Origin of the sequence: Rhodococcus zopfii NBRC 100606 = JCM 9919 (assembly GCF_001895025.1) — a bacterium.
In the GTDB taxonomy this organism is placed as follows: domain Bacteria; phylum Actinomycetota; class Actinomycetes; order Mycobacteriales; family Mycobacteriaceae; genus Rhodococcus; species Rhodococcus zopfii.
Genome location: NZ_BCXI01000030.1, coordinates 12,399 through 37,324 on the forward strand (window position 1 = coordinate 12,399; position 24,926 = coordinate 37,324).

The window sequence follows — 24,926 nt, forward strand, 5'->3', positions numbered from 1 at the left end:
AGTGTGACACGGGTCATACTGCTTCGTTCTGGCCTGCGGGAACTGTTCAAGGATTGAACAGTGCGCACATGTATATGGATCGGACAGTGCACAGATCGGACAGTGCACGCAGGCGCATGCGGATCCGACGGTGCGCATGCGCGCACGGCGGTCAGCCCGCGATGGCGAGCGCGCGGATCCGGCTGTAGAGGGTGGTGCGGCTGATACCGAGCAGCGCCGCGGCGTGCACCTTGTTGCCGCCGCTCTCGTGCAACGCTTCGATGATGGCTTCCCGCTCGGCGCGCTCGCGCCCGCCCAGGCGCGAGACCCGGCTCGTGGCGCGATAGTCGACCGGCAGATCCTCCCGTCGAACCGGCAGCGGGGACTCTCTCACCGGGACGGCGGCCAGCACCGCCCGTAGCTCGGCGAGATTGCCGGGCCACGAACGTTCAGACAGCGCCGTCAGGGCACTGGGACCCAGGCGCAGATCCGGCCGGCCGAGTTCCCGCGCCAGCGCGGAGGCGAGGTCGCCGAGTTCCCGGATCCGTTGCCGCAGCGCCGGTACCCGGACCTGACCGGGGCAGCGCGCCAACAGTTCTCGCACCGGCGGACGGACGTCGTCGAGGGGGTCCGCGGTGAGCACGAGCCGGGCGGCGTCCGGGTCGGAGAGCATCGACGAGAGCAGCGCCAGCACCGGGTCCGGCGCCAGGTGCACATGTTCGACGACCACGACGCCACCGCCCGCCGCGCCGGCGACCGACAGCAGTCCGGCCGACCAGGCGTGTTCACCCTCGCCGACGATGCGGGCGGCGTCGAGGAAGGTGCCCTCGCCGCGGACGAGTTCCCGTGCAGCCCAGGTTCGTCCGCTGCCGGGCTCGCCGAGGATCGCCACGCCACCGGCGCCGTCGCGCAGCCGTCCGAGCCGCCGCAGCAGCCTCGTCGTCGCATCCTGCGCGACGTCGCTGCGCGGCACGGGGTCCCGGGTGCCGGCAGCGTCGAGCAGGAACAGCGCCCCGCTGCCGATGCCCGGGATGCGATCGATCCGCAGACGGGTGCGCCCGCCGGCGGACAGCGCGAAGTCCATGGTGCGGGACTCCCCCGCAGGCAGATCGACCGCGATAGCGCGCAGGGCCGCATGATCGGCCGGCACGAGCAGTTCCACGGCGGCCTTGTTGGTGAGCATGATGTCCTCGCCCATGGCCGCGACCGCGACGCCGCGCTGCTGAGCGGCCCGTTGGAACGCGTCGACGACGCGCCGGTCCGACTCGCGGGCGCCCTCGAGCAGCCGCGCCTCGATGTCGCGGCCCGCCCGGGCGAGGAACGGCGCGAACAGCGGATTGGCGGTCTTGCCGGCGGCGGTGATGTCGAGGATGCCTTCGATGCGGCGGGTGACGGGATGCACGAGCGGATGCCCGTAGCAGCTGAAGTCCTTGAGGAACTCGAGGTAGTGCTCCTCGCCGTGCACCACGAGGCTCTGTCGCACCTCGAACGGAGTACCGAGGGCATTGGTGCCGTAGGTGTCCTCGCTCAGGGCGGCGCCCGGGACCACGCCGATCTCCTCCATGGCCCGCTGCATGGGTACCGAGTCGAACAATCGGGCCACGATCCGGCAGTCCCGGTCCACCAGGAGAATGCAGCAGCCCGTACCGGCGAGCTGCGTGCGCAGCTCGTCGAGTACCGGCCGGGCGGCTTCGAGCAACCGCCCGGCCGCATCCGACGGACCCAGCAGGGTCGGATCGGGGAGCCGTCCCGGGTCTATCCCGCTCAGCTGTGAGCGCTTCCAGGACAGCGCGATCTCCGGCCGCAGACCGTTCACCCCCGCGCGGCCTCCCCGAGCAGGTCCATCGACAGCTGCCGCATCTCGACCTTGCGGATCTTCCCGGTGACCGTCATCGGGAACTCGTCGACGATGTGCACGTAGCGGGGGATCTTGTAGTGCGCGAGCTTGCCGGTGCAGTACTCCCGCAACGAATCCGCGTCGAGCGGTTCGGCGCCCTCACGCAGCCTGATCCACACCATGAGCTCCTCCCCGTACTTCTCGTCGGGGACGCCGACGACCTGGGCGTCGAGGATGTCCGGGTGGGTGTAGAGGAATTCCTCGATCTCGCGCGGGTAGATGTTCTCGCCACCGCGGATGACCATGTCCTTGATGCGGCCGGTGACCGAGACGTATCCGTCGCCGTCCATGACGCCGATGTCGCCGGTGTGCATCCAGCGAGCTGCGTCGATGGCTTCGGCCGTCTTGTCCGGTTGATTCCAGTAGCCAAGCATCACCGAGTATCCGCGCGTGCACAGTTCCCCGGGTTCACCGCGCGGCACGGTCAGGCCGGTCGCCGGATCGACGACCTTGATCTCGAGATGCGGACCGACCCGGCCGACCGTCGCGGTGCGCTGGTCGATGCTGTCGTCGCTGCGGGTCTGCAGCGACACCGGCGACGTCTCGGTCATGCCGTAGCAGATGGACACCTCGGTCATGCCCATGCGATCGATGACCTGCTTCATCACCTCGACGGGGCACGGTGAGCCGGCCATGATGCCGGTGCGCAGGCTCGACAGGTCGTAACCGTCGAAGCCGGGGTCCGCGAGTTCGGCGATGAACATCGTGGGTACGCCGTAGAGCGACGTGCAACGTTCCTCGGCGACGGCCGCGAGCGTTCGTGCCGGCTCGAAGGACGGGCCGGGGATCACCATGGTCGCGCCGTGACTGGTGCACGCCAGGTTGCCCATGACCATCCCGAAGCAGTGGTAGAACGGCACCGGGATGCACACCTTGTCGTTCTCGGTGTAGTGGCACAGTTCCCCGACGAAGAAGCCGTTGTTGAGGATGTTGTGGTGACTCAGGGTCGCACCCTTCGGGAATCCCGTTGTCCCCGAAGTATATTGGATATTGATCGGGTCGTCCGGGGACAGATCGGCCTGCGCGGCGTCGAGCCGGGTGCGGTCGGCGGACAGCGCGGCCCGGCCGGCCTCGACGAGATCGTTCCATTCCGGATATCCGAGCAACACGACCTGTTCGAGGTCCGGGCAGTCGCCGCGCACCCCGGCGATCATTCCGGCGTAGTCGGAGGTCTTGAAGCTCGGTGCGGCGACCAGCATCCGGATCCCGGCCTGGGTGAGCACGTACTGCAGTTCGTGCGACCGGTAGGCCGGGTTGATATTGACGAGGATCGCACCGATCTTGGCGGTGGCGTACTGCACGAACACCCATTCGGCGCAGTTCGGCGCCCAGATGCCCACCCGGTCGCCCTTGCCGATGCCCGCACGCAACATCCCGAGTGCGAGGGCGTCGATCTCGCCGGCGAGTTCGGTGTAGGTCCAGCGCCGCCCCGCGGGACGGTCGACGAGGGCGTCCCGGTCTCCGTGCCGGGCGACGGTGCGGTCGAAGTTGTCGCCGATCGTGTCGCCGAGCAGTGGAACGTCCCACGCGCCCGAGGTGTAGCTGGGAAGTTCGGGAGTGGCGATGCCGGTCATCATTCTCCTCTGTGCGCGGCCCGGGTGGAGTGGTACTCGTCCATCATCCTTACTCTTCCCGGGCCACCGATGTTCGGATTCTGGACAGCTGCCGTGCTTCCGACAGCGAGAACGGCGTCCTCCCCGGGGGTGATGGGGAGGACGCCTGCGCGATCTACAGAGCGCGATCGCGGGTCTCGACGAGCGCCCTGGTGCAGAGCAGGCTCAGGACGCCGAGGACAGCGAGCATCAGGCCGATGGCGAAGCCGCCGTAGGACGCGGCCAGCGGCGCGGCGAGCATCGGCGGGATGGCGCCGCCGAGGACACCGGCGAGGTTGTAGCCGAGGCCCGCACCGGTGTAGCGGTACCGGGTGTGGAACATCTCCGGCAGCAGCGCGCCGCACGGGCCGTAGGCGATGCCGAAGATCGCCAGGGTGACGACCATGCCGACGACAAATGCGACCGGCGAACCGGTGTCGAGCAGCGGGAACAGCGCCAACGCCCACACGACGGAGAAACCGCAGGAGATCATGATGACGCGGCGCCGACCGACACGGTCGGAGTACAGCGCCGAGAGCACGATCGCGGCGCCGAACACGAGCGACGAGGCGATGCCGACGAGGAGCACGAACGGCCGGGAGAATCCGAGGGTCTTCGTCGCGTAGCTCGTCAGGTAGGCGGTGCCCATGTAGAAGAAGGCGAACATGATCGCCAGCGCGCCTGCCGAAAGAAGGATCTCCTTGGTCTGGTAACGCAGGGCATCCAGGAACGGCAGGGTGCGCTTCTCGGCGGCCGCCGCCGTTCCGGTGCGTGCAGCTGCGCGGGCCGCCGCCTCCGCGCGGAAGACGGGGGTTTCCTCGATGGCGAGCCGCATGTAGAGGCCGATGGCGACGAGAACGATGCTGAACAGGAACGGGATCCGCCAGCCGTAGGCGAGGAACGCCTCGTTGGTGTCGCCGAGCGCGAGGCCGGTGAAGAGGAACGTTCCGCTCGACAGCGCGAAGGCGATGGCCGGCCCGAGCTGCGGGAACATGGCATACAGGCCGCGCTTGCCGGGCGGGGCGTATTCGGCGGTGAGCAGCGTCGCCCCGGCCCATTCGCCGCCGACCGCGAAGCCCTGGGCGAATCTCAGGAGCACCAGGATGATCGGGGCGGCGACACCGATGGTGTCGGCGCCGGGCAGCAGACCGATGAGCAGGGTCGAAATGCCCATGAGCAACAGCGTGGACACGAGCGTCTTCTTGCGGCCGATGCGGTCGCCGAAGTGACCGAACAGCATGGCGCCGACGGGCCGGGCAATGAACGCGACGGCGAACGTCGCGAACGCGGCGACGGTGCCGGCGGTGGCACCGAGGGCGGGGAAGAACACTGTCGGGAACACGAGGGCGGCGGCGGTGCCGTAGATGAAGAAGTCGTAGAACTCGATGGTGGTGCCGATGCAGCTGGCGATCGCGACTCGCCGGATGCCGGGGCCGCTCGAGGTGGGTGCGGGCGGCGCGGCTGGGCGCTGGCCCCCGGGCGCGACCGAGGGTTCGCCCCCCGGTGTCGACACAGTGGTCACGGTTGTCCTCCGTTGGTTTTCCGTCCGGGCCGCGGCGGCGTCCGCTGCGACTGGATGGAAAGGTAGTGATCCGCCTCACTCCCCCACTACCCCCGAAAGGGGGGTGGGTGTGAGGCGGATCACATAGTTCGGTTAACGAAAGAAAACCGGGCGTGAAGGACAGGTGTCAGCGACCCGCCGCGCCGGCCAGCTCCGCCCGCATCTCGTTCCACACCGTGGCGTACGAATCGATGTTGCCCGCGGTCGCCCACGACAGGGCGCCGCCCTTGACCTTGCCGAGCGCCTCGGCGAACAGGTCCTGATACCGGGACAGGCGCGGCACGAATGCGGAGACATCGTCGAAAACGTTCTGCGCCTTGCGATCCAATGCAACGAGGGCGTCGACGAAACCGTCCGCCTCCACGTCCGCGAGAAGAGCGCCGAGCTCCTCGTCGAGCGGCCCGAACTGCTCGAACAACTCTGCGATGGAATCCTCGTCGATGGACACCCGCTCGGCGTCGAGCTGATCGGACAGCTCCGACCGGCCCTTGTCGCTCAGCGAGATGGCGTCGCCGGTCTCGGTGGCCTTACCCTGCTCGATCAGCGCGGCATAGGCGGCCTGCCCCGCACTCACTCCCACCCCGAGGTGTGCGGCAATCACCTCCGCGGTGACGGCTTTCTTCAACGACACCGTCTGCAGCAGTGCCAACTCGTCGACATTCCCTGCGAACGCCATATCCCACTCCTCATCACCCGGCCCGCGGGCGGTCGTCCCGCCCGGTCGGACGGTGCCTCGATTCTTGCCCACGGCGTACGACCGCGAAGAATCCGGCCTCGGCACCCACACTGCCTCCACTCGGGAGTCGGGTAAGGATAGGCTTCCCATCTATGTGTACCCGTCTCACCCGCCGCGGCCGGCTCACCGCCGCCCTCGTGCTCACCGTCCTTCTCGCCGCGTGCGGCAGCACCGACACCGACAGCGGTGGCTCGGCCGCCGGCAACACCGACGTCGCCACCGGAGGCCGGCTGTTCGCGACCGCCGACGAAGAAACCGCGAAGCTCGGCAGCGACGCCGACCCGGGCCAGTTCCCGCGCGTCGTCACCCATTCGCTCGGCGAAGTGGAGATCGCGGAAAAACCCCAGCGCGTGGTCGTCCTCGACGGCGGCGAGCTCGACGCAGTGTTGTCCCTGGGCATCACGCCCGTCGGATCGGCCGGCCCCGAGAGCGCCGCCGGGCAACCGTCCTACCTCACCGACGAACTCGACGGCGTCGCCGAGGTCGGCACCATCAACAACCTCGACCTCGAGGCCATCACAGCGCTCGAGCCGGATCTGATCCTGGGGAGCACGCTGCGCGCGGAGAAGTTGTACCCGCAGCTGTCGATGATCGCGCCGACCGTCTTCTCCATCCGGCCCGGCTTCCCCTGGAAGGAGAACTTCCTGCTCGTCGCGGATGCGCTGGGCGAGGAGGAGAAAGCGGAGGCGGCGCTCAACGCCTACCAGAGCCGCGCCGACGAGGTACGCGACGCAATCGACGGTGATCCGAGCGTCTCCCTGGTGCGCTTCATGTCCGGCAAGATCCGCCTCTACGGGAACCTGTCGTTCATCGGCGTGATCCTGCAGGACACCGGCGTGCGGCGGCCGGCGATCCAGGACATCGAGGAACTCGCCGCGGAAGTGAGCCCGGAAACGATCACCGAGGCCGACGGCGACTGGGTGTTCTACTCCAGCTACGGCAACGAGACCGCGGAGGCCGAGGTCGTCGGCGGCCCGTTGTGGTCCAGCCTCACGGCCGTGCAGGAAGGCCGGTCCGCGGCCGTGAGCGACGAAACCTGGTTCCTCGCACTCGGGCCGACCGGCGCGATGCTCGTTCTCGACGACCTGGAACGCCTACTCACCGGGCAGTGACACGGCAGGGCCCGAGCCCGGCGACACGGCAGGGCCCGAGCCCGGCGACACGGCCCGCGACGTGTCCTTGAGGTCGACACCGGACCGGCCCAGCCGGCGCGCGCCGTCGACCAGACCTGCGACGACACGGGCAGCGCTCTCGTAACCGAGACCGCCGGGCGGATGGATGTTGGACACGCAGTTGCGTTCGGCGTCCACCCGTCCGGGCTTCGGATCGTGAGTGAGATACACGCCGAGACTGTCGGCCACGGACAACCCCGGCCGCTCCCCGATCACCACCAGCACGGTGCGGACACCGAGAGCCGCACCGATGTGGTCGCCGAGCGCAACCCGCGCCGACGTCGCGATCACCGGTGGCGCCACCGTCAGATGACGCGGCAGGGCGGCGACGATCGCGGCGACGAGCGCCGCGCCGTGCTCGGCAAGCGCGCGCGACGACAGTCCGTCGGCGACGACGATACCGATGTCCGCGCCGGTCGCCGGGACCTCGCCCAGGTCGTCCGGAAGCCTGCCCAGATCGGGCCGGCGCAGGTACTCGCCGCGGTCGCGAACCCGGCTGCGAACCACGACCGGAGCGCCGATCCCGAGCGTGCCGATCTGTGCGGCAAGCATTTCCACGTCGAGGGGCTGGTGGACGGCATCGCGGGCGGCGGCGTGCGCGGCCCGGAACTCCAGCATTCGCGCGGTCGGGACACCGTCCCCGGCGCGCCCCAGCCCGATGCGGGCCTGCGTGGCCGCGCGCAGCGGTCCCCAGAAGTCCGTCGTCACCCGGCACCGCCGGTGAGGGCGCGCAGCGGGGACGCGGCCGGATCGACCGGGAGGATCCGGCCGTTGTCGTCGGCCATCCCGAGCCCGCGCAGCCAGTGCTCGAACTCGGGAGCCGGCCGCAACCCGAGCGCCCGCCGCACGTACAGGGCGTCGTGGAACGACAGCGACTGGTAGCCGAGCATCACATCGTCGGCGCCGGGCACCGTGATCACGAACGACACCCCGGCGACGCCGAGCAGCGTGAGCAGAGTGTCCATGTCGTCCTGGTCGGCCTCCGCGTGGTTGGTGTAGCACACGTCCACACCCATCGGCAGGCCCAGCAGTTTGCCGCAGAAGTGGTCCTCGAGACCGGCCCGCACGATCTGTTTGCCGTCGTAGAGGTATTCCGGCCCGATGAAGCCGACGACCGTGTTGACCAGTAGCGGATCGAATTCCCGCGCGACCGCGTACGCGCGCGCCTCGAGCGTCTGCTGATCGACCGGCCGGCCCCCGGTGCCCAGATGCGCACCGGCGGACAGCGCCGATCCCTGACCGGTCTCGAAGTACATGACGTTGTCGCCGACGGTGCCGCGCCCGAGCGAGCGCCCCGCCTCGTTGGCCTCCCGCAGCATCGCCAGATTCACCCCGAAACCGGTGTTCGCGCCCTCGGTGCCGGCGATCGACTGGAACACCAGATCGACCGGGGCACCGGCCTCGATCAACGCGAGGGTCGTGGTCACGTGCGAAAGCACGCACGACTGGATCGGGATTTCGAACCGTTGCCGCATCTCGTCGAGCAGGCACAGCAGGTCCGCGGTGGCCTGCGGTGAATCGGACGCCGGATTGACGCCGACAACAGCGTCACCGCAACCCATGAGCAGTCCGTCGAGGGTCGCGGCGGCGATGCCGCGCGGGTCGTCCGTCGGATGGTTGGGCTGCAACCGGGTCGCGAGGCGGCCCGGCAGGCCGACGGTGGTGCGGAACGCGGTCGTGACGGTGACCGCGCGGGCCACCGCGACGAGATCCTGGTTGCTCATGAGTTTGCTGACAGCGGCAACCATTTCGGGTGTCAGGCCCGGCGCCAGGTCCACGAAGGTGTCTGTCGCGTCGGGGGCGGCGGCGTCGGTGAGCAACCGGTCGCGCAGGCCGCCGACCGTCAGGGACGCGACCGTGCGGAATGCCTCGCGGTCGTGCCTGTCGAGGATCAGCCGGGTGACCTCGTCCGACTCGTACGGCACCACCGCCTCGGTGAGGAACCGGTCGAGTGGGACGTCGCCGAGCGCCCACTGCGCCGCGGCGCGCTCGGCATCGGATTCGGCTGCGCAGCCCGCCAATTCGTCACCGGACCGCAGCGGCGTGGCCTTGGCGAGCAGGTCGACGAGCCCGTCGAAACGGTAGGTCGTGCCTGCGAGCTGCTGGGTGTAGATCGTCACGTCCGCTTCGGCCCTCCGCCTCGTCGAGGTGGCGGCCCTGTCCGAGCCGCCGCGCCCTCACCGTACGGACGTCCGGTACCCACCGCGTCAGCACGCGGTCACGGATCGGTTACGAGCCTGCGGTCCGGGCGGGCGGAACCGGGCAGGCGTCCGCGGCCTCGGCGGTCACGGACGGCTCGGTCGCCGAGTCCGGGCGCACACCCGCGGCCCAGTCCCTGCCGAGCAGCGGCGGACTGTCGGACAGTGCGGCGTTCTCGTCGTCGGTGAACACGGCTCCGCGGCTGAGGAACCGCAACCCCTCGGGCGCCTCCAGGCTGAACCCCGAGCCACGACCCGGCACGACATCGAGGACGAGCCGGGTGTGCTTCCACGCCTCGAACTGGGAACCGGAAATCCACACCGGCACCGCGTCGCCGTCGTCGGGCAGAGTGGGGGAGGTCTCCCCCACCGCGAGCCGCAGGTCGAGCACACCGAGCAGCACGTCACGGTCGCCGACGACGAACTCGCCGTCCGGATAGCACATCGGCGCCGAGCCGTCGCAGCACCCGCCGGACTGGTGCATCATCAGCGGCCCGTGGCGGTCGGCGAGGCGGCGCAGGAGTGCGACGGCGTCGACGGTGACCACGACGCGCGGCGGAGCGGGCATACTCATCTCCCCTCCCCTTCCTTTCGTCTGCTTCCCTCGCCCATTTCCCCTCGCCCGTTTCCCTCGCCCGTTTCCCTCGCCCGTTCCCCTCGCCCGTTCCCCTCGCCCGTTTCCGAGCGAATGTACCGTTCGTCTCCTTCAATCGATCGAACGATACATTCGCTCGGATCTGGCTGGGGCGTTGGATGTTTGGATCAGAAGAAGCCCTGGGCCTTGGGGGCGTAGGACACCAGGAGGTTCTTCGTCTGCTGGTAGTGGTCGAGCATCATGTGGTGGTTCTCGCGACCGATGCCGGACTGCTTGTAGCCACCGAACGCCGCGTGCGCCGGGTACTGGTGGTAGGTGTTGGTCCACACACGGCCGGCCTGGATCGCGCGCCCGGCCCGGTAGGCGACGCCGCCGTCACGGGACCACACGCCGGCCCCCAGGCCGTACAGGGTGTCGTTGGCGATGGAGATCGCGTCGTCGAAATCGCTGAACGAGGTGACCGACACGACGGGCCCGAAGATCTCCTCCTGGAAGATCCGCATCTTGTTGTGGCCGCTGAACACCGTCGGCTGCACGTAATAGCCGCCGGACAGATCGCCGCCGAGGTCGGCTCGCTCACCACCGGTGACGACGGTGGCACCCTCGTTCTTGCCGATCTCGATGTAGGACAGAATCTTCTCGAGCTGGTCGTTGGAGGCCTGCGCACCGATCATGGTGTCGGTGTCGAGCGGGTTGCCCTGACGGACCGCCTTGGTACGGACCGCGGCGAGCGAGAGGAAGTCGTCGAAGATGTCCTGCTGAATGAGCGCGCGGGACGGGCACGTGCACACCTCGCCCTGGTTGAGCGCGAACATGGTGAAACCCTCGAGCGCCTTGTCCTGGTAGTCGTCGTTCGCCGAGAGAACATCGGAGAAGAAGATGTTCGGGCTCTTGCCGCCGAGTTCGAGGGTGACCGGGATCAGGTTCTGCGATGCGTACTGCATGATCAGGCGGCCGGTGGTGGTTTCGCCGGTGAACGCGATCTTGCGGATGCGCGGGCTCGACGCGAGCGGCTTACCCGCTTCCACACCGAAACCGTTGACGATGTTGACCACACCCGGGGGCAGCAGGTCGCCGATGACCGAGATCAGGTGCAGGATCGACGCCGGAGTCTGCTCGGCCGGCTTGAGAACGACCGCGTTGCCGGCGGCGAGCGCGGGCGCGAGCTTCCACACGGCCATGAGGATCGGGAAGTTCCACGGAATGATCTGACCGACGACGCCGAGCGGCTCGTGGAAATGGTACGCGACCGTCTCGGCGTTGATCTCCGAGATCGAACCTTCCTGCGCGCGAATGGCACCCGCGAAGTAGCGGAAATGATCGATCGCGAGCGGAATGTCCGCGTTGAGGGTTTCACGGATCGGCTTGCCGTTGTCCCACGACTCGGCGAGCGCGATCGACTCGAGGTTCTCCTCGATGCGGTCGGCGATCTTGTTGAGGATGATCGCACGCTCGGCGGGCGAGGTCTTGCCCCACGCCGGGGCGGCGGCGTGCGCGGCGTCGAGTGCGAGCTCGATGTCCTCCTCGGTGGACCGGGCGACCTCGGTGAACGGCTGCCCGGTGACCGGGGTGACGTTCTCGAAGTACTGACCCTTGACCGGCGCGACCCACTGGCCGCCGATCCAGTTGTCGTAGCGGGACTGGAAGGACATCACGGCGTCGGGTGAACCGGGGCGGGCGTACACGGTCATCGTGTCTCTCCTGCGTGTCGTCGGGCCGCACTGTGTGCGGGGCGAGCGGATCGTCCCCTCGCGGGGTGTGATCCGGAACACTAGGAGCCGAGGGGTTGCAACTACGTTGCGAGCTGCCGATCCAGCAGATCGATCCGGGCCTTGACCTGCGCATACATGACAGAATTCGGGTCGAGGGCAGTCAGGTAGGCGGACCAGGCGGTGAGATCGTCCCGACCGTGCACCGACGACGTCCACCGCGCCAGCAGATGCGCGTCGCCGCCACGCAGCAGCGCCGCCTGCGTGCGGGTGCGCAGTTCGTCGCGGATCTCCTCGACCCCGGGTGCGACCGAGCCGGGGAGCACCGGCCCGGTGTACAACCGCATCGCCGCCGCGGTGTCGCCGCGGTCGAGGGCGGCGCGGACGTCGGCCACATCGGTGACGAGGTCTCCGAGCAGCCGATACGGCCGGGATCCCACGCGGTCGGATCCGAACGTCTTGCGGAGCCGCGACATCTCGGCGCGAATGGTCACCGAGTCGAGTTCACCCTCGTCGAGCAGGACCGCGAGCCGGTCCGCGCCGAGCCCCTCCGGATGCTCGGCGAGCAACAACAGGATCTCGGCGTGCCGCTGCGACAACGGAATCCGCTGCCCGTCGCGGTGCAGCATCGGTCGGCCCGACCCGAATGTCTCGAGGCGCGGGACCGATCCGGTCAGCAGGTGCGGGGCGCTCATCAGGTGCAGTCGCAGTTCCGCTTCGGCGGCGGCGACGGTCGCACGAACGAGTTGCAGCACCTCCGGCACGGCGACGCGCGCACCCCCGGTGATGTCGATGGCGCCGAGGATGCGTCCACTGACCGGATCGTGCACCGGCGCCGCCGAACAACTCCAGTCGTGCACGGTCCGGTTGAAGTGTTCGGCCGCGAAGATCTGCACCGAATGATCCAGCGCCAGAGCGGTTCCGGGGGCGTTCGTACCGACGTGATCTTCGCTCCAGTCGGCACCCTCCACGAAACTCATCGACAGCGCACGGTCGCGGGCGGAGTGGTCGCCTTCGACCCACAGCAGCCGGCCGCGTTCGTCGCTGATTGCGACGAGCAGACCACCGTCGGCGGCGTCCTCGACGAGGAGTTTGCGCACCACCGGCCGGATCAGCGCCATCGGGTGTCCCGAGCGGTACTGCTCGAGGTCGATGCCGGTGAGCAGGCTCGGCTGATCCACCGAATTCGGGTCGATGCCCCGTTCGACGCTGCGCAACCACGAGTCGCGCACGACCGCGCGCACCGCCGACATGCCCTCCCGCGCGTCCAGGAAAGACCGATGGGCCGACGACACGCGCACTGCGTGCGCGGCGGCGTCGTCCCCGGGACGCAGCGCGACCCAGGGGTTCACCGACGGGCTCGTTCGTTCGGTCATCTACCGGCGTCCTCCTTGCCGACACTGTAGTCCGGATCACACCGGTCGCGCCAAACCCCTCGTGCGTGGTTTCGGTAGCGGGCGCTACCGAAACCACGCACGGGTGGCGATGCGGTGGGCGAGCATGACGGCGGTGGCGTGGGGACCCCGGCTGGGCACAGCCGGGAACACGGAGGTGTCGACGATGCTCAGGCCGTCGATGCCGTGGACGCGGCACCGCTCGTCGACGACCGACCCGTCGTCTGCGCCCATCCGGCAGGTACCCGACAGGTGCAGCGACGTCCCGAGGTGCGTAGTGAGACCGCTCGCGTCGACGATGTCGGGCATCGCGGCGAGAAGGTCCGCCGCGAGGCGCACGCCCTCACGCAGGTCGGCGCGATCCTGCGGGTGCCCGAGGTAGCGGTAGTCGAGGGTGGGCGCGGACCGGGGATCGGCGGGATCGAGCACGACCCGCCCGCGGCTGCGGGGTCGGGTGAGCACGACGCCGAGCACCGGGTCGGCGACACCGCTTCCGGGGATCGCCGTCCCGAACGGCACGGTGTACGGCCGCAATTCGAGCGTGTCGGTGTGCAAAACCGTTTCGATCAGCGGCGACCCCGTCGGCAGATCACGCCGGTAGCGGTATCCGATCGCGACCTCCGGATGGTCGGTGAAGTCCCGGCCGACCCCGGGAAGGTCGTGCAGCACAGCGATTCCGAGTCGCTGCAGTTCGTCGGCGGGGCCGATGCCGGAGAGCATCAGCAGTTGCGGTGAGCGCACGGCTCCCGCGCAGACCACGACGCGGTCCGCTGTGACCCTGCGGATGCCGGCGCCGTCTGCGACCTCCACGCCCACCCCGCGACCGTTCTCCACGACGACACGCAGCACGTCCGTGCCGGTGGCCACGGCGAGGTTGGTCCGGTGCAGGACCGGCAGCAGGTATGCGAGCGCGGGACCGACGCGCACCCCGTCGCGGATGTTGAGCGGAACACGGCCGACCCCGTCGGGGCCGGGGGCGTTGAGGTCGTCGACGGTCCCGAATCCCGCCGAGACCGCCGTCTCGTGGAACGCGGCGGACACCGGATGCAGGCGCTCCCACGGGACCCGCGCGACCGGCACGGGACCGTCGCTGCCGTGCAGGTCGCCGGGAAAGTCGGCGTCGGTTTCGACGGCGCGGAAGTCGGCCAGGACCTCGTCGTACGACCACGACGCCGGCCAGCGCGCGAGATCGCCGGGCCGGGCCCGCACGAAATAGGCGCCGTTGACGGCTCCGGAACCGCCGAGAACACACCCCCGCGACACGGTGGTGACGATCTCCGGCGTGAGCCGCGCCGGGAATGTCGTCGTCCACGAACTGTGCGGCCCGACGGGAACTGTTGCCGCATCGCGGATTTCGGTCGCCATCTCGAGCACGGACCGGTAGCCGGGACCGGCTTCGACGAGCAGAACAGATCGGTCGGGGTCGCCGCTGAGCCGCGCCGCGACCACGGATCCGCAGCTTCCTCCGCCGACCACGACGACGTCGGCGTGCGCCGGCAGCACGTCAGTTCCGGATGTCCGGGATCAGCGCGGCCGGGTCGCGGGCGTCGAGCGCGCCCTTCCACAGGCCGGCACCGTAGGCGATGTCGTCGAGCCGCTTGTAGAGCACATAGCGCACGGGATCGAGCCCGCCGTCCTCCCGATGACCGAACCAGTCCCAGAGTCCTTCCGCGACAGCGAAAGCCATGACAGCCCGACGCACCCGGGCGGAGAACAGCGACGCGACGAACGTGACCGGCCAGTAGTGCCGGCACAGAGCGGACGCGAGTTGCCACAGGCCCCCCGCGAAACTCTGCGCGGTGAGTACCGCGGCGATACGGGTGGGCTGGTCCAGTTCGGAGAACATGCGCCGCAGCCGCAGCAGGGTCACGGTCAGCGAGACGGCGGAGCCGACCACGCCGATGCGGGTGCAGGTTGCGGCGGCGACGCAGGCGAACAACGTCCACACCGACATCACCATCGGCGCAACCGACCCGGGGTGCCGTGCCGCGAGCGGCGCGGCACCGGTCCCATAGAAGGCCTTGCGCGTGAACCACTTCCGGAATCCGATCCGGTGGTCGTGCGCGACCCGGGCGACCGGCTCGTACCGCAGCCGCCAGCCGGACTGCTGCAACCGCCAGCACAGGTCGACGTCCTCCGCGACGTGCATGGTTTCGTCGAACCCGCCGAGGTCGTCGAGGACGTCGCGGCGCACGATCATCGCGGCGCTCGGCACGTAGGCGACGGGACTGCCGGCGACCACCGCTGCTTCACGGCGGCCGAGATCCAGCGACGACCGCGCGTGTTCGTAGCGGGCGAGCGGGGCACTGTCCGGGTCGAGCGCGACGATGCGCGGTGCGACGAGCGCGACCGCCGGGTCGGTGAAGTGTCCGAGGATCGCTTCGAGCCAGCCGACGCGCGGCACCACGTCGGAATCCAGGAAGGCAACGAACGGTGTTGTAGCCGCGCGCATTCCGGTGTTCCGTGCCGCCGCCGGTCCCCGCGACGTCTCGTGCCGCAGGACCGTCACCCGCCCGGTCCCGGGTGCGGTGAAGGGCGTCGCGGAGCCGTCGTCGACGACGATCACCTGGACGGATTCGAGCGCCTGCAGCAGGCGACGCAACCCGGCCGGGTTGTCCTTCGCCGGGACCACGACGGTGACGTCCGAGGTCGAGGGCAGGGCGGTGGGCCGGGGGTTGCCGACCCCCGAGTCGAGGAGCCGGCGGGCCACGACCGCGGTCTTCGAATCGACGACCCTCAGGTAGCCGTCGTCCAGCATCGCCGCCGCGGCCGGGGCGAGTTTGAGCATGCGGGTCGGCGACCCGCCGATCAGGACACGTCCGTCGGAGAATGCCCGCACGCGCGGGTCGATCCGGACGCCGAAGCCGTCGGGCAGACGCGAGGTGGGAGTGCGCGTCGTTGCACCCTGTGTCACCGGAGTCTCCCCTCTGCACCGGGCTGCCAGCGGGCAACCTGTGCAGTCGCACGTTCGACCAGGTCTGCGAACATGTGGGCGCCCCGTTCCGCGCTGGCGGCCGTGGGATCGCCCAGTACCCCGTTCGCCGACACGGCGACGATACCGCCCTCACGCAATCGGGGCAGCAGAGTCGCGATGGATTCTGTCGAACCCGCCTCGGCGCGGGTCATGTCGACGGCCCCGGGGGCCAGGTGCAGCAGGAGACTGGTTTCGGTGTCACCGGCGTGCGCATCGCCGCCGGGTACCGCGCACGGCAGCCACGCCGCGTCCCGGCCCTCGTAGCGCAGCAGGGCAACCGCTTTCGCGAGGGCGTGCGCGTTGCCTCCGTGACCGTTGACGAAGACGACGCGCGCGGCCCACCGGCACACCGACCGGCCGTACTCGACAAGCAGCGATTCCATGACGTCCGCGCCGATCGAGACGGTGCCCGCAAACGCCTCGTGTTCGCCGCTGGCCCCGTAGGCCAGCGGCGGCGCGATCACCACGTCCGGCAGCGCCGCGGCGACCGCGGCGGCGATGCGCGTGTCCGTGTCGAGTGGCAGGTGCGGACCGTGCTGCTCGACGGCGCCGACCGGAACGGCGACGGTTGCGCGCCCCGGCGCGAGGTCGGGCCAGCGGGCGGTGTCGAGGTTCCGGTTCACCGACCCGATGTTATGCGGTGCCGGTCGACCGTTCGAGCGCGCGTTCGATCCGGGCCAGCGCCGCCTGCCAGTGGCCGCGTTGCTGCTGCCGTTCGCCGGGGCCGGCGAGGCGTTCCTGGTGGAATCTCAGGACGGTCCCCGCCGGGGTGGCCTGCACCGCCACCTGCACCGTGGTGTCGTGACTCCACGTCGATGGCCGCCAGGTCAGGCGAACGCGGTCGGACTCGTGGCGGCTGCGCAGTTCCCCGGTGGTGCCGTCGTCGGACTGCCACTGCACCCCCTTGTCGTGCGGGATCTCGGAGCCGGCGCCGAGCCAGAGGGAGGGGTCGCCGACGATCAGCGACCAGACCGCGTCGATGGGGTACGGCAGCGTCTTCGAGACGCCGATCTGCCAGCCGACGTCCCGGGTCTTGCCGACGGTTCCGGTGTCGATCATCTGTGCATCTCCTTCCGTCGATGTGCGCGGACCTTGTCCCGGTTGCCGCACCGGGCCATCGAGCACCACCGGCGGTTGCCGGCGCGCGAGGTGTCGACGAAGACGAGCGGGCAGTCGCCGGCGGCGCAACGCTTGATCCGGGGCGCGCGGGGGCCGGCGAGCAGGTCGACGGCGTCGCGGGCGAGGGTCGAGAGTGCCTGATCGCCGGTGACCGGGACGGCCACGCCCGGCGACCGGAGTTGGGGCGCGATGTCCGGCCGGGCCGCAGCGGCGTCGAGGGCAGCGGCATCCGAAGGGCTCGGCCCGCTTCCGTCGATGCGCCGGTTCAGGCTGCGCCACAGCACTTCCCGCAGATCCTTTGCCCGCACGAGGTCGCGCGGGCCGAGGTGAACGTGCTCGGCCGGCACCCGCATGCGCGCGGCAATCCAGTCCGCCAGGTCGTCGGGCGTGCGGAGCGTTTCCCACCGGGCCCGTTCCTCCGCACCGCCGGTGTAGACGAGGTCGACGCACAGCGAGCCGGAGTCGACCTCGAAGTCGATCCCTTCGGGGGAACGCAGCATCACCATGTAACTATCTTAACAAGTTACATGGACTGCGCAACCGGTGCGCGGAACACGGCGCGTAGGCTTCCCCCGTGCTGATCGAACCGCGCAGCCTCGACGACCCGGCTGTCCTCGAACTCCTCGGCGAACTGCAACTCGAATACGTCCATCGGTACGGCGGCCCCGACGAGACCGAACTGTCCTCGACCGAATTCACCACCCCGCACGGCACCTTCCTGCTGGCATGCCACGAGGGGCTCCCCGTCGGCATCGGCGGCTGGCGCACCCTCGACGTGTCGTCCTATTCCGGGATCCGTGACGACGACGCCGAGATCAAACGGATGTACGTGCGGGCCACGACGCGTCGCCGCGGTGTCGCCCGGCGCCTCCTCGGCGCCCTGGAGCGCACCGCCACCGACGCCGGACGCCGCCGGATCGTCCTCGAGACCGGTACCGCGCAACCCGAGGCGATCGCCCTGTACGAGGCGGGCGGATACGCCCCGATGACCGAGCGCTACGGCCGATACGCGTACACGGAGTTCGCGCGCTACTACAGCAAGGACCTGCCGCCGCTACGCCTGGCGACCGCCGCCGACCTGCCACTCCTCCAGGACATCGAACGAGCCGCGGGCGCACCGTTCGCGGAGCTCGGCATGACCGCCGTCGCCGACGACGAGCCACCCGGCATCGAGGAACTGCGACACTATTGCGACGCCGGACAGGCATGGGTCCATCTCGATTCCGGAGGCCGGCCGGACGGCTATCTGCTCGCCGATGTCGTCGACGGGCAGGCCCACATCGAGCAGGTGTCGGTGCATCCCGACCACGCGCGCGCCGGCATCGGCAGGATGCTCATCGACCACGCCGCGGGCTGGGCCCGGGACCGCGGCCACCGCGCCTTGACGCTCACCACCTACGTGGACGTGCCGTGGAACGCGCCGTACTACGAGCGCCTCGGCTTCCGGTTCCTCGACGACCCGCACCTCGGTCCCGAGCTGCGGGAGATCCGCGCGGCCGAGACACACCACGGACTGGACCGGTGGCCGAGGGCCGCGATGCGGCGCGAGCTCTGAATCAACGCACCCGCTGCCCGCCGGCCGGGTCGAAGAACAACACCCGGGTGCCGCCCGGCCTCACGTGCACCGTCTCCCACGGTGTTGCCGGGATCCGTCCGGGGACCCGCACGACGACGCTGCCGGTCTCGGTCGTCCAGTCCGATCCCTTCGGAACATTCAGGTAGAGAAGGGATTCGGCACCCAGGTACTCGACGTTGCCGACCGCGAGAGCCAGGGTTCCCGGTTCGGTGTCCGCGGCGAGGTCGAACGCCTCGGGACGGATTCCGACCGTGACACGCGGACCGGAGCGACCGGGCGGTACCGGGATCGACAGATCTCCGATACGCGCGGCACCGTCGACCACCGGTGCGGTGATCAGATTGGTGGCGGGCGCACCGAGGAATCCCGCGACCATCGTGTTGACCGGATCGTTGTAGAGCTGCTCCGGGGTCGCGACCTGCTGGAGAACCCCACGGTCGAGCACGGCGACCCGGTCCCCCATCGTCATGGCCTCGACCTGGTCGTGGGTCACGTACACGGTGGTGGTGCCGAGCCGGCGCTGCAACGTCGAGATCTGGGATCGGGTCTGCACACGCAGCTTGGCGTCGAGGTTGCTGAGCGGTTCGTCCATGCAGAACACCGCGGGTTCACGGACGATCGCCCGGCCCATCGCGACCCGCTGGCGCTGACCACCCGACAGTCGTGCCGGTCGCCGGTCCAGGTACTCCGTGAGGTCGAGCAGGCGCGCCGCGTCCGCGACGCGCCTGCTGCACTCGTCCCTGCCCACACCGGCGTTGCGGAGCGCAAAGCTCATGTTCTGCGCAACCGTCATGTTCGGGTAGAGCGCGTAGTTCTGGAACACCATGGCAACGTCGCGATCCTTCGGCGCCATGCCGGTGACGTCGCGGCCGCCGATCTCGATGTGACCGGAGTCGATCGCTTCGAGACCCGCGACCATCCGCAGCGTCGTCGATTTCCCGCACCCCGACGGGCCGACGACGACGAGGAACTCGCCGTCGGCGACATCGAGATCGAGCCGGTCCACGGCGAGACGGTCCGATCCGGGGTACCGGTGGGAGACCGAGCGGAAGCTGATGGAGGCCACTGATGGTCCTTCGTGTTCGGGGCCGGCTCACCGTGAGCCGGCAGATGTCACAGATTCGGGGCGATCTGCCGGTCGACGATCTGCTGGATGCGATCCTGGACCCCGCCCAGCGCGACGGCCGGATCGACGTTCTGCAATGCGATCTGTTCGAGTCCGGTGCCGATGATCTGGTCGCCGCCCGGGACGAACACCCGCGCGTAGTCCTGTGATCGTGTGTGCGCCAGCTGATCCACCGCGGTGCGGGAATTGGGGTTCTGTTCCAGGAACGCCTTCATCGACGGGTCGTTCACGGCGGACTTGCGGACGGGCATGTAGCCGACGTTCTGCGAGAAGTAAGCGGTGTTCTCCGGGTTGGTGACGAACTCGATGAACGTCAGGGCGTTCCGCTTGCGCTCGTCGGAGATGTTCGCGGGCACGGCCAGGCCGGCGCCGCCGGTGGGGCAGCCGGGTTTGCCGTCGATGCTGGGGAGGAAGGCGGTGCCGAACTCGAAAGTCGCGTTGGTCGTGATGCCGGACAGGTCCCCGGTCGAGGCGATCGTCGAGCCGATGACGCCGGCGGCGAAGTCGTTCGCGATGTCGTTGGACACCACCGCGTACTTGCCGGTGTGGATCGTGTCGGCGAGGAATCGCGCTGCGGTGAGGGTCTTCTCGTCGGTGAACCGGAGCGCCCACTCGTCCGAGTAGGCGCCGTCGAAGGTCCACACCGGCCCCTCGAACGTCCATCCCAGGTAGTCCTTCGCATCACCCCAGCCGTGCGCGTGCTTGCCGGATCCGATCGCCTGCTGCAGGCGCGGCCCCCACTCGCCGAACTCCTGCCAGGTCTGCGGGCCACGGTCGGGAAGACCGGCCTGCTGCCACAGCGGCTTGTTGTAGTAGAAGAGCGGAGTGGACCGCGCGTACGGGAGCGCCCAGTGGTTGCCTGCGAACTCGTAGTCCGCGACGAGCGAGTCCACGTAGTCCGACGTGTCGATTCCGACCTGGCTGTAGAGGTCGTCGAGGGGTGTGATCGTCTTGTTCAGTGCGTAATTGAACCACCAGACATCCGACAGGACGACCACGTCGGGCAGCTCACCCCCGGACAGCGCCGCGTTGAACTTCTGCGACACCTCCTCGTAGTTCTTGCCCGCACTGACGAGGTTGACCTGGAGGTCCGGGTGCGCGGACCGGAACCGGCTGATCAGTTCCTTCTCCACGTCCTGCGACTTGCCTGGATGATTCGACCAGAACGTGATGGTGCCGGTCTCGGACGAGGCCTCGGACGACGACCCGCCGGTGCCGGCGCAGGCAGCGAGCGTCGCCGTGGCGAGGGCGGCACCGCCGAGGCCGAGGAACGAACGGCGGGTGTAGGACTGCATGAACGGTTTCACTGCCAACTCCTGAGGTGATGATGGACGGGCTCCCGATGCCGGGAACGGCAGCGGGTTCGGGTGATGGTCGTCGGTGGAAGCGACTGCGCGGGAACGGAGATCATCCCTTCACCGCGCCGGAGGTCAGTCCCTTGATCATGTGGCGCTGCAGCACGAGGAACACCGCAAGGACCGGGATCATCGTCAGCAGCGTCGCGGCCATCACGACACCCCAGTCGGTGAGGCCCTCGTTGTTCTGCAGCAGCGTGAGGCCGACCGGCAGGGGCGCGACGTCACTGTTGTCGGCCATCAGGAACGGCCACAGGTATTCGTTCCATTCGTTGACGATGGTGATGAGCGCGAACGCCACCAAGGTCGGTCCGGAGATGGGGAGGACGACGCGGGTGAGCAGGCGCACGTGCCCGGCGCCGTCCATCCTGGCCGCCTCGATCAGCTCGCTCGGAATCGACAGGAAATGGTTGCGCATGAGGAACGTACCGAAGGCGACACCCGCGAGCGGAACGATGATTCCGGCAAAGGTGTTGCGCCAGCCCCAATTCGCAACCAGTGCGTAGTTGGAGATGACGGTGATCTGATTGGGCACCATCAGCGCCGCGATGATCAGCAGGAAGACGGCGTTCTTACCCGGGAATCTCAGGAAGACCAGACCGTATGCGCTGAGCACCCCGAGCGTCAGCTTCACCACCGCCAGTACGGACGTGATGATCACCGAGTTGCGCAGGAACGTCCAGAAGTCGAAGGTCGTCGTCGCGTCCGAATAGTTGTGCAGGTAAAGCGATTGTGGCCACCACGTCACGGGAAGCGTGTAGATCTCCGACCGTTCCTTGAACGAGGCAAGGACGATCCACACGAGCGGAAGCGCGATCACCGCAAGGGCGAGAAGCATGGCCGCATACGCGGCGATCCGGAGCGCGCGGCGACCGTGACGGTCCTGCCCGCGAATCGCCGCGGCCACGACGGGGCCGTCGACGTCGGGATCCGCCGGGTGGGACGCGCGGCCGACCGATGTGCCGGGTGCGGCCGTCATCGGGCGTTCCGATCCATCACCCGCACCTGAGCGACGGTGACGACGAGCAGGACGAGGAACAGGACGGTCGCGACGGTCGCGCCGTAGCCGGCGCGGAAGTTCACGAAGGTCTCCTGGTAGACCTGGTACACCATCGTGGTCGTGCCGGTTCCGAGCGGGCCACCGCGGGTCATCACGTTGATGATGTCGAACACCTGCAACGAGTTGAGCAGCACCGTGATCGACAGGAAGTACGTGGCCAACCGCAGTTGCGGGGCGAGAACACGACGGAACCGCGTCCAGGAGGACGCACCGTCGATGAGCGCGGCCTCGTCCAGTTCGATACGGCGCCCCTGCAGCGCGGCCAGGTAGATGACGAAGGTGTAGCCGAGGTTCTTCCACAGGTACGTCATCGTCACCATGAACAGCGCCCATCCGGGTTCCTGATAGAAGTTCGGCGCGGTGAGGCCGATACGCGACATCAGATCCTGGATCAGTCCGAACGTCGGGTCGAAGACGAACTGGAAGGCGACACCCACCGCGGCGCCCGACAGCACGAACGGAGCGAAGAGCGCCGACCTGACGAAGTTGCGGCCCTTCAGCTGCCGATCCAGCAACAATGCGAGGGCGAGTCCGAGGGCCAGGGACCCGACGACCGCGACCCCCGTGAACACGAGCGAGTTTCCGACGATCTGCCAGGTGTCGGACCGGCCGAACCACTCCCGGTAGTTCGCCAGTCCCACAAACTTCGACGTGGGGCTGGAGATGTTCCACTCGAAGAACGACAGACGGATGTTGTCGACGAGGGGCCGGTAGGTGAACAACGCCAGGAGAAGGATGTTCGGCCCGACGATCGCGGCGAACAGCACGGCGTCGCGTCGGAACCGGGGTCCGGATCCGGAGTCGGGTAATACGCGTTCGGTGTCGGTGGGCACCCGCGGCAGTGTGCCCGGCCGAATCGAACCGGCGGTGGCCGCAACGTGGCGGCCGTATGTCCGATTCGGGGGCTTCCGGTGACGATCGGATCAGAGGTCCGCGGCCGCCCGCATCCCCTCGATGATCGCCGAGTCCAACCGTCGCGGCGTCACCGCGTCCCCGACGCGCACAACCCGGAAGTCCTCACCCTGCAGCGCGTGCTCCAGCTCGTCGACCGGATCCTGGTGCGTCGCAGCCACGACATAATCAACTGCACAGGAGTCGGTTTCGCCGGTGAGGTGATTGAGCAGCGTCACCTCGACCCCGCCGTCGGCGTCCGCGACCGCGGCGACCACCACGTCGGTGGCCTGCTCGATGCCCCTGGCGTGCGCGCGCCGGATCCAGCCGTTCATCTCCAGGGTGAGGCCGAGATCCTGTCCGACGATCATCCCGCTGGTGCACACGGTGACCGCGCATCCGCGGTCGGCGAGCAGCTCCGCAACCGAAGTCGCCTGGTGGAAACCGAGGTCGTCGACGACGAGCACCTGACCGTCCGGTTCGGCGCGACCGTCGAGCACGTCGCGTACGTCCACCACCCGTCGCGAATTCCCCGCCCAGGCCGGTCGTTTCGGCCGGGCCCCGGTGGCGATCACGACCGCTCCCGGTCGATACGCCCGTACGGTCGCGGCGTCGACGTCGACGCCGGTGTGGATCTCCACACCCAGCCGGCGGCACTCGGCTTCGAGACTCGACACGACGCCGAGCAATTCCCCTCTATGCGGAGCCGTCGCGGCGAGTCGAATCTGCCCGCCTACCGACGATTCCCGTTCCAGCACCGCCACGGCATGGCCGCGCTCGGCGGCGGTCGCGGCGGCCTGCAGGCCGGCCGGTCCCCCACCGACCACCAGCACCCGCATCGGCGCGGCCGGGTCGGGCAGCGGAGTATCCTCGCAACCGGCATACGGGTTGACGGCGCACCCGATCGGGCGGCCCAGGCCGACGCGGCCGATGCAGTCCTGATTGCAGCCGATGCACGGGCGGATCTCGTCGCCGCGTCCGTCGAGGGTCTTGCCCGCGAAACCCGGATCGGCGATGTGGGCGCGTACCGCGCCGACGAGATCACAGACCCCGTCGGCCAGAGCGGCCCGGACCTGGTCCGGGGTGGTGAACCGGCCGACGCCGACGACGGGCAGGTCGACGGCAGCGCGGATGGCGTCGGGCACGAACAGCGAATAGCCGTGCGGAGTCGACATGGGAGCTTCGACGAGAAACAGCGTCTCGGTCGCGACCCCGACCGACGTGCTCAGGTAGTCCACGTGCCCGGTCGCCTCGATCAGACCCGCGACACGCACGGCGTCGTCGAGGTCGATGCCGCCGGGGGTGCCGTCGTGCCCACTCAACCTGACCCCGACAACGTGACCCGGACCGATGGCATCGCGGACCGCGGCGACCACCTCGAGCAGCAGCCGGGCTCGGCCCTCGATGCTGTCGCCGTACTCGTCGGTGCGCGGGTTGGTACCCGGCACGAGGAACGCCCGCAGGATCGACGCCTGCGAGCACTGGATCTCGACGCCGTCGAAGCCGCCGTCTGCGCACCGGCGGGCGACGGCCGCGTACCCCGCGACGAGTTCGCGGACCTCGCCGTCGCCGATCGCGACGGGCACCTCCCGGAACAGCGGATCCGGGTCCGGTGCGGGCGCCCACAACGGCCGGCCGGTGTACATCCCGGTGCCCTGAGCGCCGTTGTGGTTGAGCTGAGCAAGAATTCGCGCGCCGTGGGCGTGCACCGCGTCGGTGAGACGGCGATAGCCGGGCAGCACGGCCGGATCCCAGCCGCGGATCAGCTTCTCGTACGGCCGATCCGAGGGGTGCACCGTGTGCTCCTCGGTGACGATCATCGCGGCGCCGCCGCGGGCGCGGGCGACGTAGTAGGCGATGTGCCGGTCGGTGATCTCGCCGTCGACGGCGAAGTTGGTCAGGTGCGCGGGAAAGACGATGCGGTTGCGCAGCGTGACCGGACCGAGCCGCAACCGATCGTGCGGGTCGGCGCCGGTCACGTCGCGCGGCACC

General features: G+C 69.2%; 21 protein-coding genes. 2 read left to right on the forward strand and 19 right to left on the reverse strand.

Going from position 1 to position 24,926, the window contains the following annotated elements; all coding sequences use genetic code 11:
* Window positions 1-151: 151 nt before the first annotated feature.
* The 4 genes from RZ1_RS18620 to RZ1_RS18635 all read right to left on the reverse strand — a co-directional run bounded on the left by RZ1_RS18620 (window position 152) and on the right by RZ1_RS18635 (window position 5,705).
* Window positions 152-1,795 carry a sigma-54-dependent Fis family transcriptional regulator gene (locus tag RZ1_RS18620; protein WP_072813992.1) on the reverse strand — a complete coding sequence of 548 codons (1,644 nt, stop codon included), beginning with the start codon at window positions 1,793-1,795 and terminating at the stop codon, window positions 152-154.
* Complete coding sequence (locus RZ1_RS18625; RefSeq protein ID WP_072814078.1) at window positions 1,792-3,450, reverse strand: AMP-binding protein; 1,659 nt, start codon at window positions 3,448-3,450, stop codon at window positions 1,792-1,794. Before RZ1_RS18625 ends, RZ1_RS18620 begins: the two co-directional genes overlap by 4 nt.
* A gap of 154 nt (window positions 3,451-3,604) precedes the next feature.
* Window positions 3,605-4,990, reverse strand: coding sequence for an MFS transporter (locus RZ1_RS18630; protein WP_072813993.1), 1,386 nt, complete (start codon window positions 4,988-4,990; stop codon window positions 3,605-3,607).
* Window positions 4,991-5,156: 166 nt separating this feature from the next.
* The gene (locus RZ1_RS18635) at window positions 5,157-5,705 is read right to left on the reverse strand and encodes a hypothetical protein (protein ID WP_072813994.1); all 549 of its coding nucleotides are present in this window, start codon (window positions 5,703-5,705) and stop codon (window positions 5,157-5,159) included.
* 152 nt (window positions 5,706-5,857) lie between these two features.
* Between RZ1_RS18635 and RZ1_RS18640 the strand changes: the two genes are divergently transcribed.
* Window positions 5,858-6,877: an ABC transporter substrate-binding protein gene (locus RZ1_RS18640; protein WP_072813995.1), complete on the forward strand. Its 1,020-nt coding sequence runs from the start codon at window positions 5,858-5,860 to the stop codon at window positions 6,875-6,877.
* Here the strand turns inward: RZ1_RS18640 and eutC are convergent.
* The 10 genes from eutC to RZ1_RS18690 form a co-directional block, all read right to left on the reverse strand.
* Window positions 6,860-7,645, reverse strand: coding sequence for an ethanolamine ammonia-lyase subunit EutC (eutC, locus tag RZ1_RS18645; protein ID WP_072813996.1), 786 nt, complete (start codon window positions 7,643-7,645; stop codon window positions 6,860-6,862). The genes RZ1_RS18640 and eutC overlap by 18 nt on opposite strands.
* Window positions 7,642-9,057, reverse strand: coding sequence for an ethanolamine ammonia-lyase subunit EutB (locus RZ1_RS18650; RefSeq protein WP_072813997.1), 1,416 nt, complete (start codon window positions 9,055-9,057; stop codon window positions 7,642-7,644). Before RZ1_RS18650 ends, eutC begins: the two co-directional genes overlap by 4 nt.
* Window positions 9,058-9,166: 109 nt before the next feature.
* Complete coding sequence (locus tag RZ1_RS18655; RefSeq protein WP_072813998.1) at window positions 9,167-9,703, reverse strand: DUF779 domain-containing protein; 537 nt, start codon at window positions 9,701-9,703, stop codon at window positions 9,167-9,169.
* 194 nt (window positions 9,704-9,897) lie between these two features.
* Window positions 9,898-11,421, reverse strand: coding sequence for an aldehyde dehydrogenase (adh, locus tag RZ1_RS18660; RefSeq protein ID WP_072813999.1), 1,524 nt, complete (start codon window positions 11,419-11,421; stop codon window positions 9,898-9,900).
* Between the two features lie 101 nt (window positions 11,422-11,522).
* On the reverse strand, window positions 11,523-12,815 hold the full coding sequence (locus tag RZ1_RS18665; protein WP_072814000.1) for a sigma-54-dependent transcriptional regulator family protein: 1,293 nt from the start codon (window positions 12,813-12,815) through the stop codon (window positions 11,523-11,525).
* A gap of 84 nt (window positions 12,816-12,899) precedes the next feature.
* Window positions 12,900-14,336 (reverse strand): mycofactocin dehydrogenase MftG, encoded by a 1,437-nt coding sequence (mftG, locus tag RZ1_RS18670; protein ID WP_072814001.1) that lies wholly within the window; start codon window positions 14,334-14,336, stop codon window positions 12,900-12,902.
* Window position 14,337: 1 nt separating this feature from the next.
* Window positions 14,338-15,747: a mycofactocin biosynthesis glycosyltransferase MftF gene (mftF, locus tag RZ1_RS18675; RefSeq protein WP_072814002.1), complete on the reverse strand. Its 1,410-nt coding sequence runs from the start codon at window positions 15,745-15,747 to the stop codon at window positions 14,338-14,340.
* Complete coding sequence (mftE, locus tag RZ1_RS18680) at window positions 15,744-16,430, reverse strand: mycofactocin biosynthesis peptidyl-dipeptidase MftE (protein ID WP_072814003.1); 687 nt, start codon at window positions 16,428-16,430, stop codon at window positions 15,744-15,746. The genes mftF and mftE overlap by 4 nt, the downstream gene beginning before the upstream one ends.
* A gap of 10 nt (window positions 16,431-16,440) precedes the next feature.
* Window positions 16,441-16,866, reverse strand: a complete 426-nt coding sequence (locus tag RZ1_RS18685) for an SRPBCC family protein (RefSeq protein WP_072814004.1) — start codon at window positions 16,864-16,866, stop codon at window positions 16,441-16,443.
* Window positions 16,863-17,432 (reverse strand): CGNR zinc finger domain-containing protein, encoded by a 570-nt coding sequence (locus RZ1_RS18690; protein ID WP_083583770.1) that lies wholly within the window; start codon window positions 17,430-17,432, stop codon window positions 16,863-16,865. Before RZ1_RS18690 ends, RZ1_RS18685 begins: the two co-directional genes overlap by 4 nt.
* Before the next feature lie 68 nt (window positions 17,433-17,500).
* Between RZ1_RS18690 and RZ1_RS18695 the strand changes: the two genes are divergently transcribed.
* Window positions 17,501-18,481, forward strand: a complete 981-nt coding sequence (locus tag RZ1_RS18695) for a GNAT family N-acetyltransferase (RefSeq protein WP_072814005.1) — start codon at window positions 17,501-17,503, stop codon at window positions 18,479-18,481.
* A gap of 1 nt (window position 18,482) precedes the next feature.
* Here the strand turns inward: RZ1_RS18695 and RZ1_RS18700 are convergent, their stop codons facing one another.
* From RZ1_RS18700 to RZ1_RS18720, 5 genes are all read right to left on the reverse strand, one after another.
* Window positions 18,483-19,568, reverse strand: coding sequence for an ABC transporter ATP-binding protein (locus RZ1_RS18700; RefSeq protein ID WP_072814006.1), 1,086 nt, complete (start codon window positions 19,566-19,568; stop codon window positions 18,483-18,485).
* A 47-nt stretch (window positions 19,569-19,615) separates the two neighbouring features.
* Window positions 19,616-20,923, reverse strand: coding sequence for an ABC transporter substrate-binding protein (locus RZ1_RS18705; RefSeq protein ID WP_072814080.1), 1,308 nt, complete (start codon window positions 20,921-20,923; stop codon window positions 19,616-19,618).
* Window positions 20,924-21,035: 112 nt separating this feature from the next.
* The gene (locus RZ1_RS29675; protein WP_238071640.1) at window positions 21,036-21,962 is read right to left on the reverse strand and encodes a carbohydrate ABC transporter permease; all 927 of its coding nucleotides are present in this window, start codon (window positions 21,960-21,962) and stop codon (window positions 21,036-21,038) included.
* The gene (locus RZ1_RS31415; protein WP_072814007.1) at window positions 21,959-22,876 is read right to left on the reverse strand and encodes a carbohydrate ABC transporter permease; all 918 of its coding nucleotides are present in this window, start codon (window positions 22,874-22,876) and stop codon (window positions 21,959-21,961) included. The genes RZ1_RS29675 and RZ1_RS31415 overlap by 4 nt, the downstream gene beginning before the upstream one ends.
* Window positions 22,877-22,966: 90 nt before the next feature.
* Window positions 22,967-24,925 (reverse strand): mycofactocin system FadH/OYE family oxidoreductase 2, encoded by a 1,959-nt coding sequence (locus tag RZ1_RS18720; RefSeq protein ID WP_083583773.1) that lies wholly within the window; start codon window positions 24,923-24,925, stop codon window positions 22,967-22,969.
* Window position 24,926: the final 1 nt, after the last annotated feature.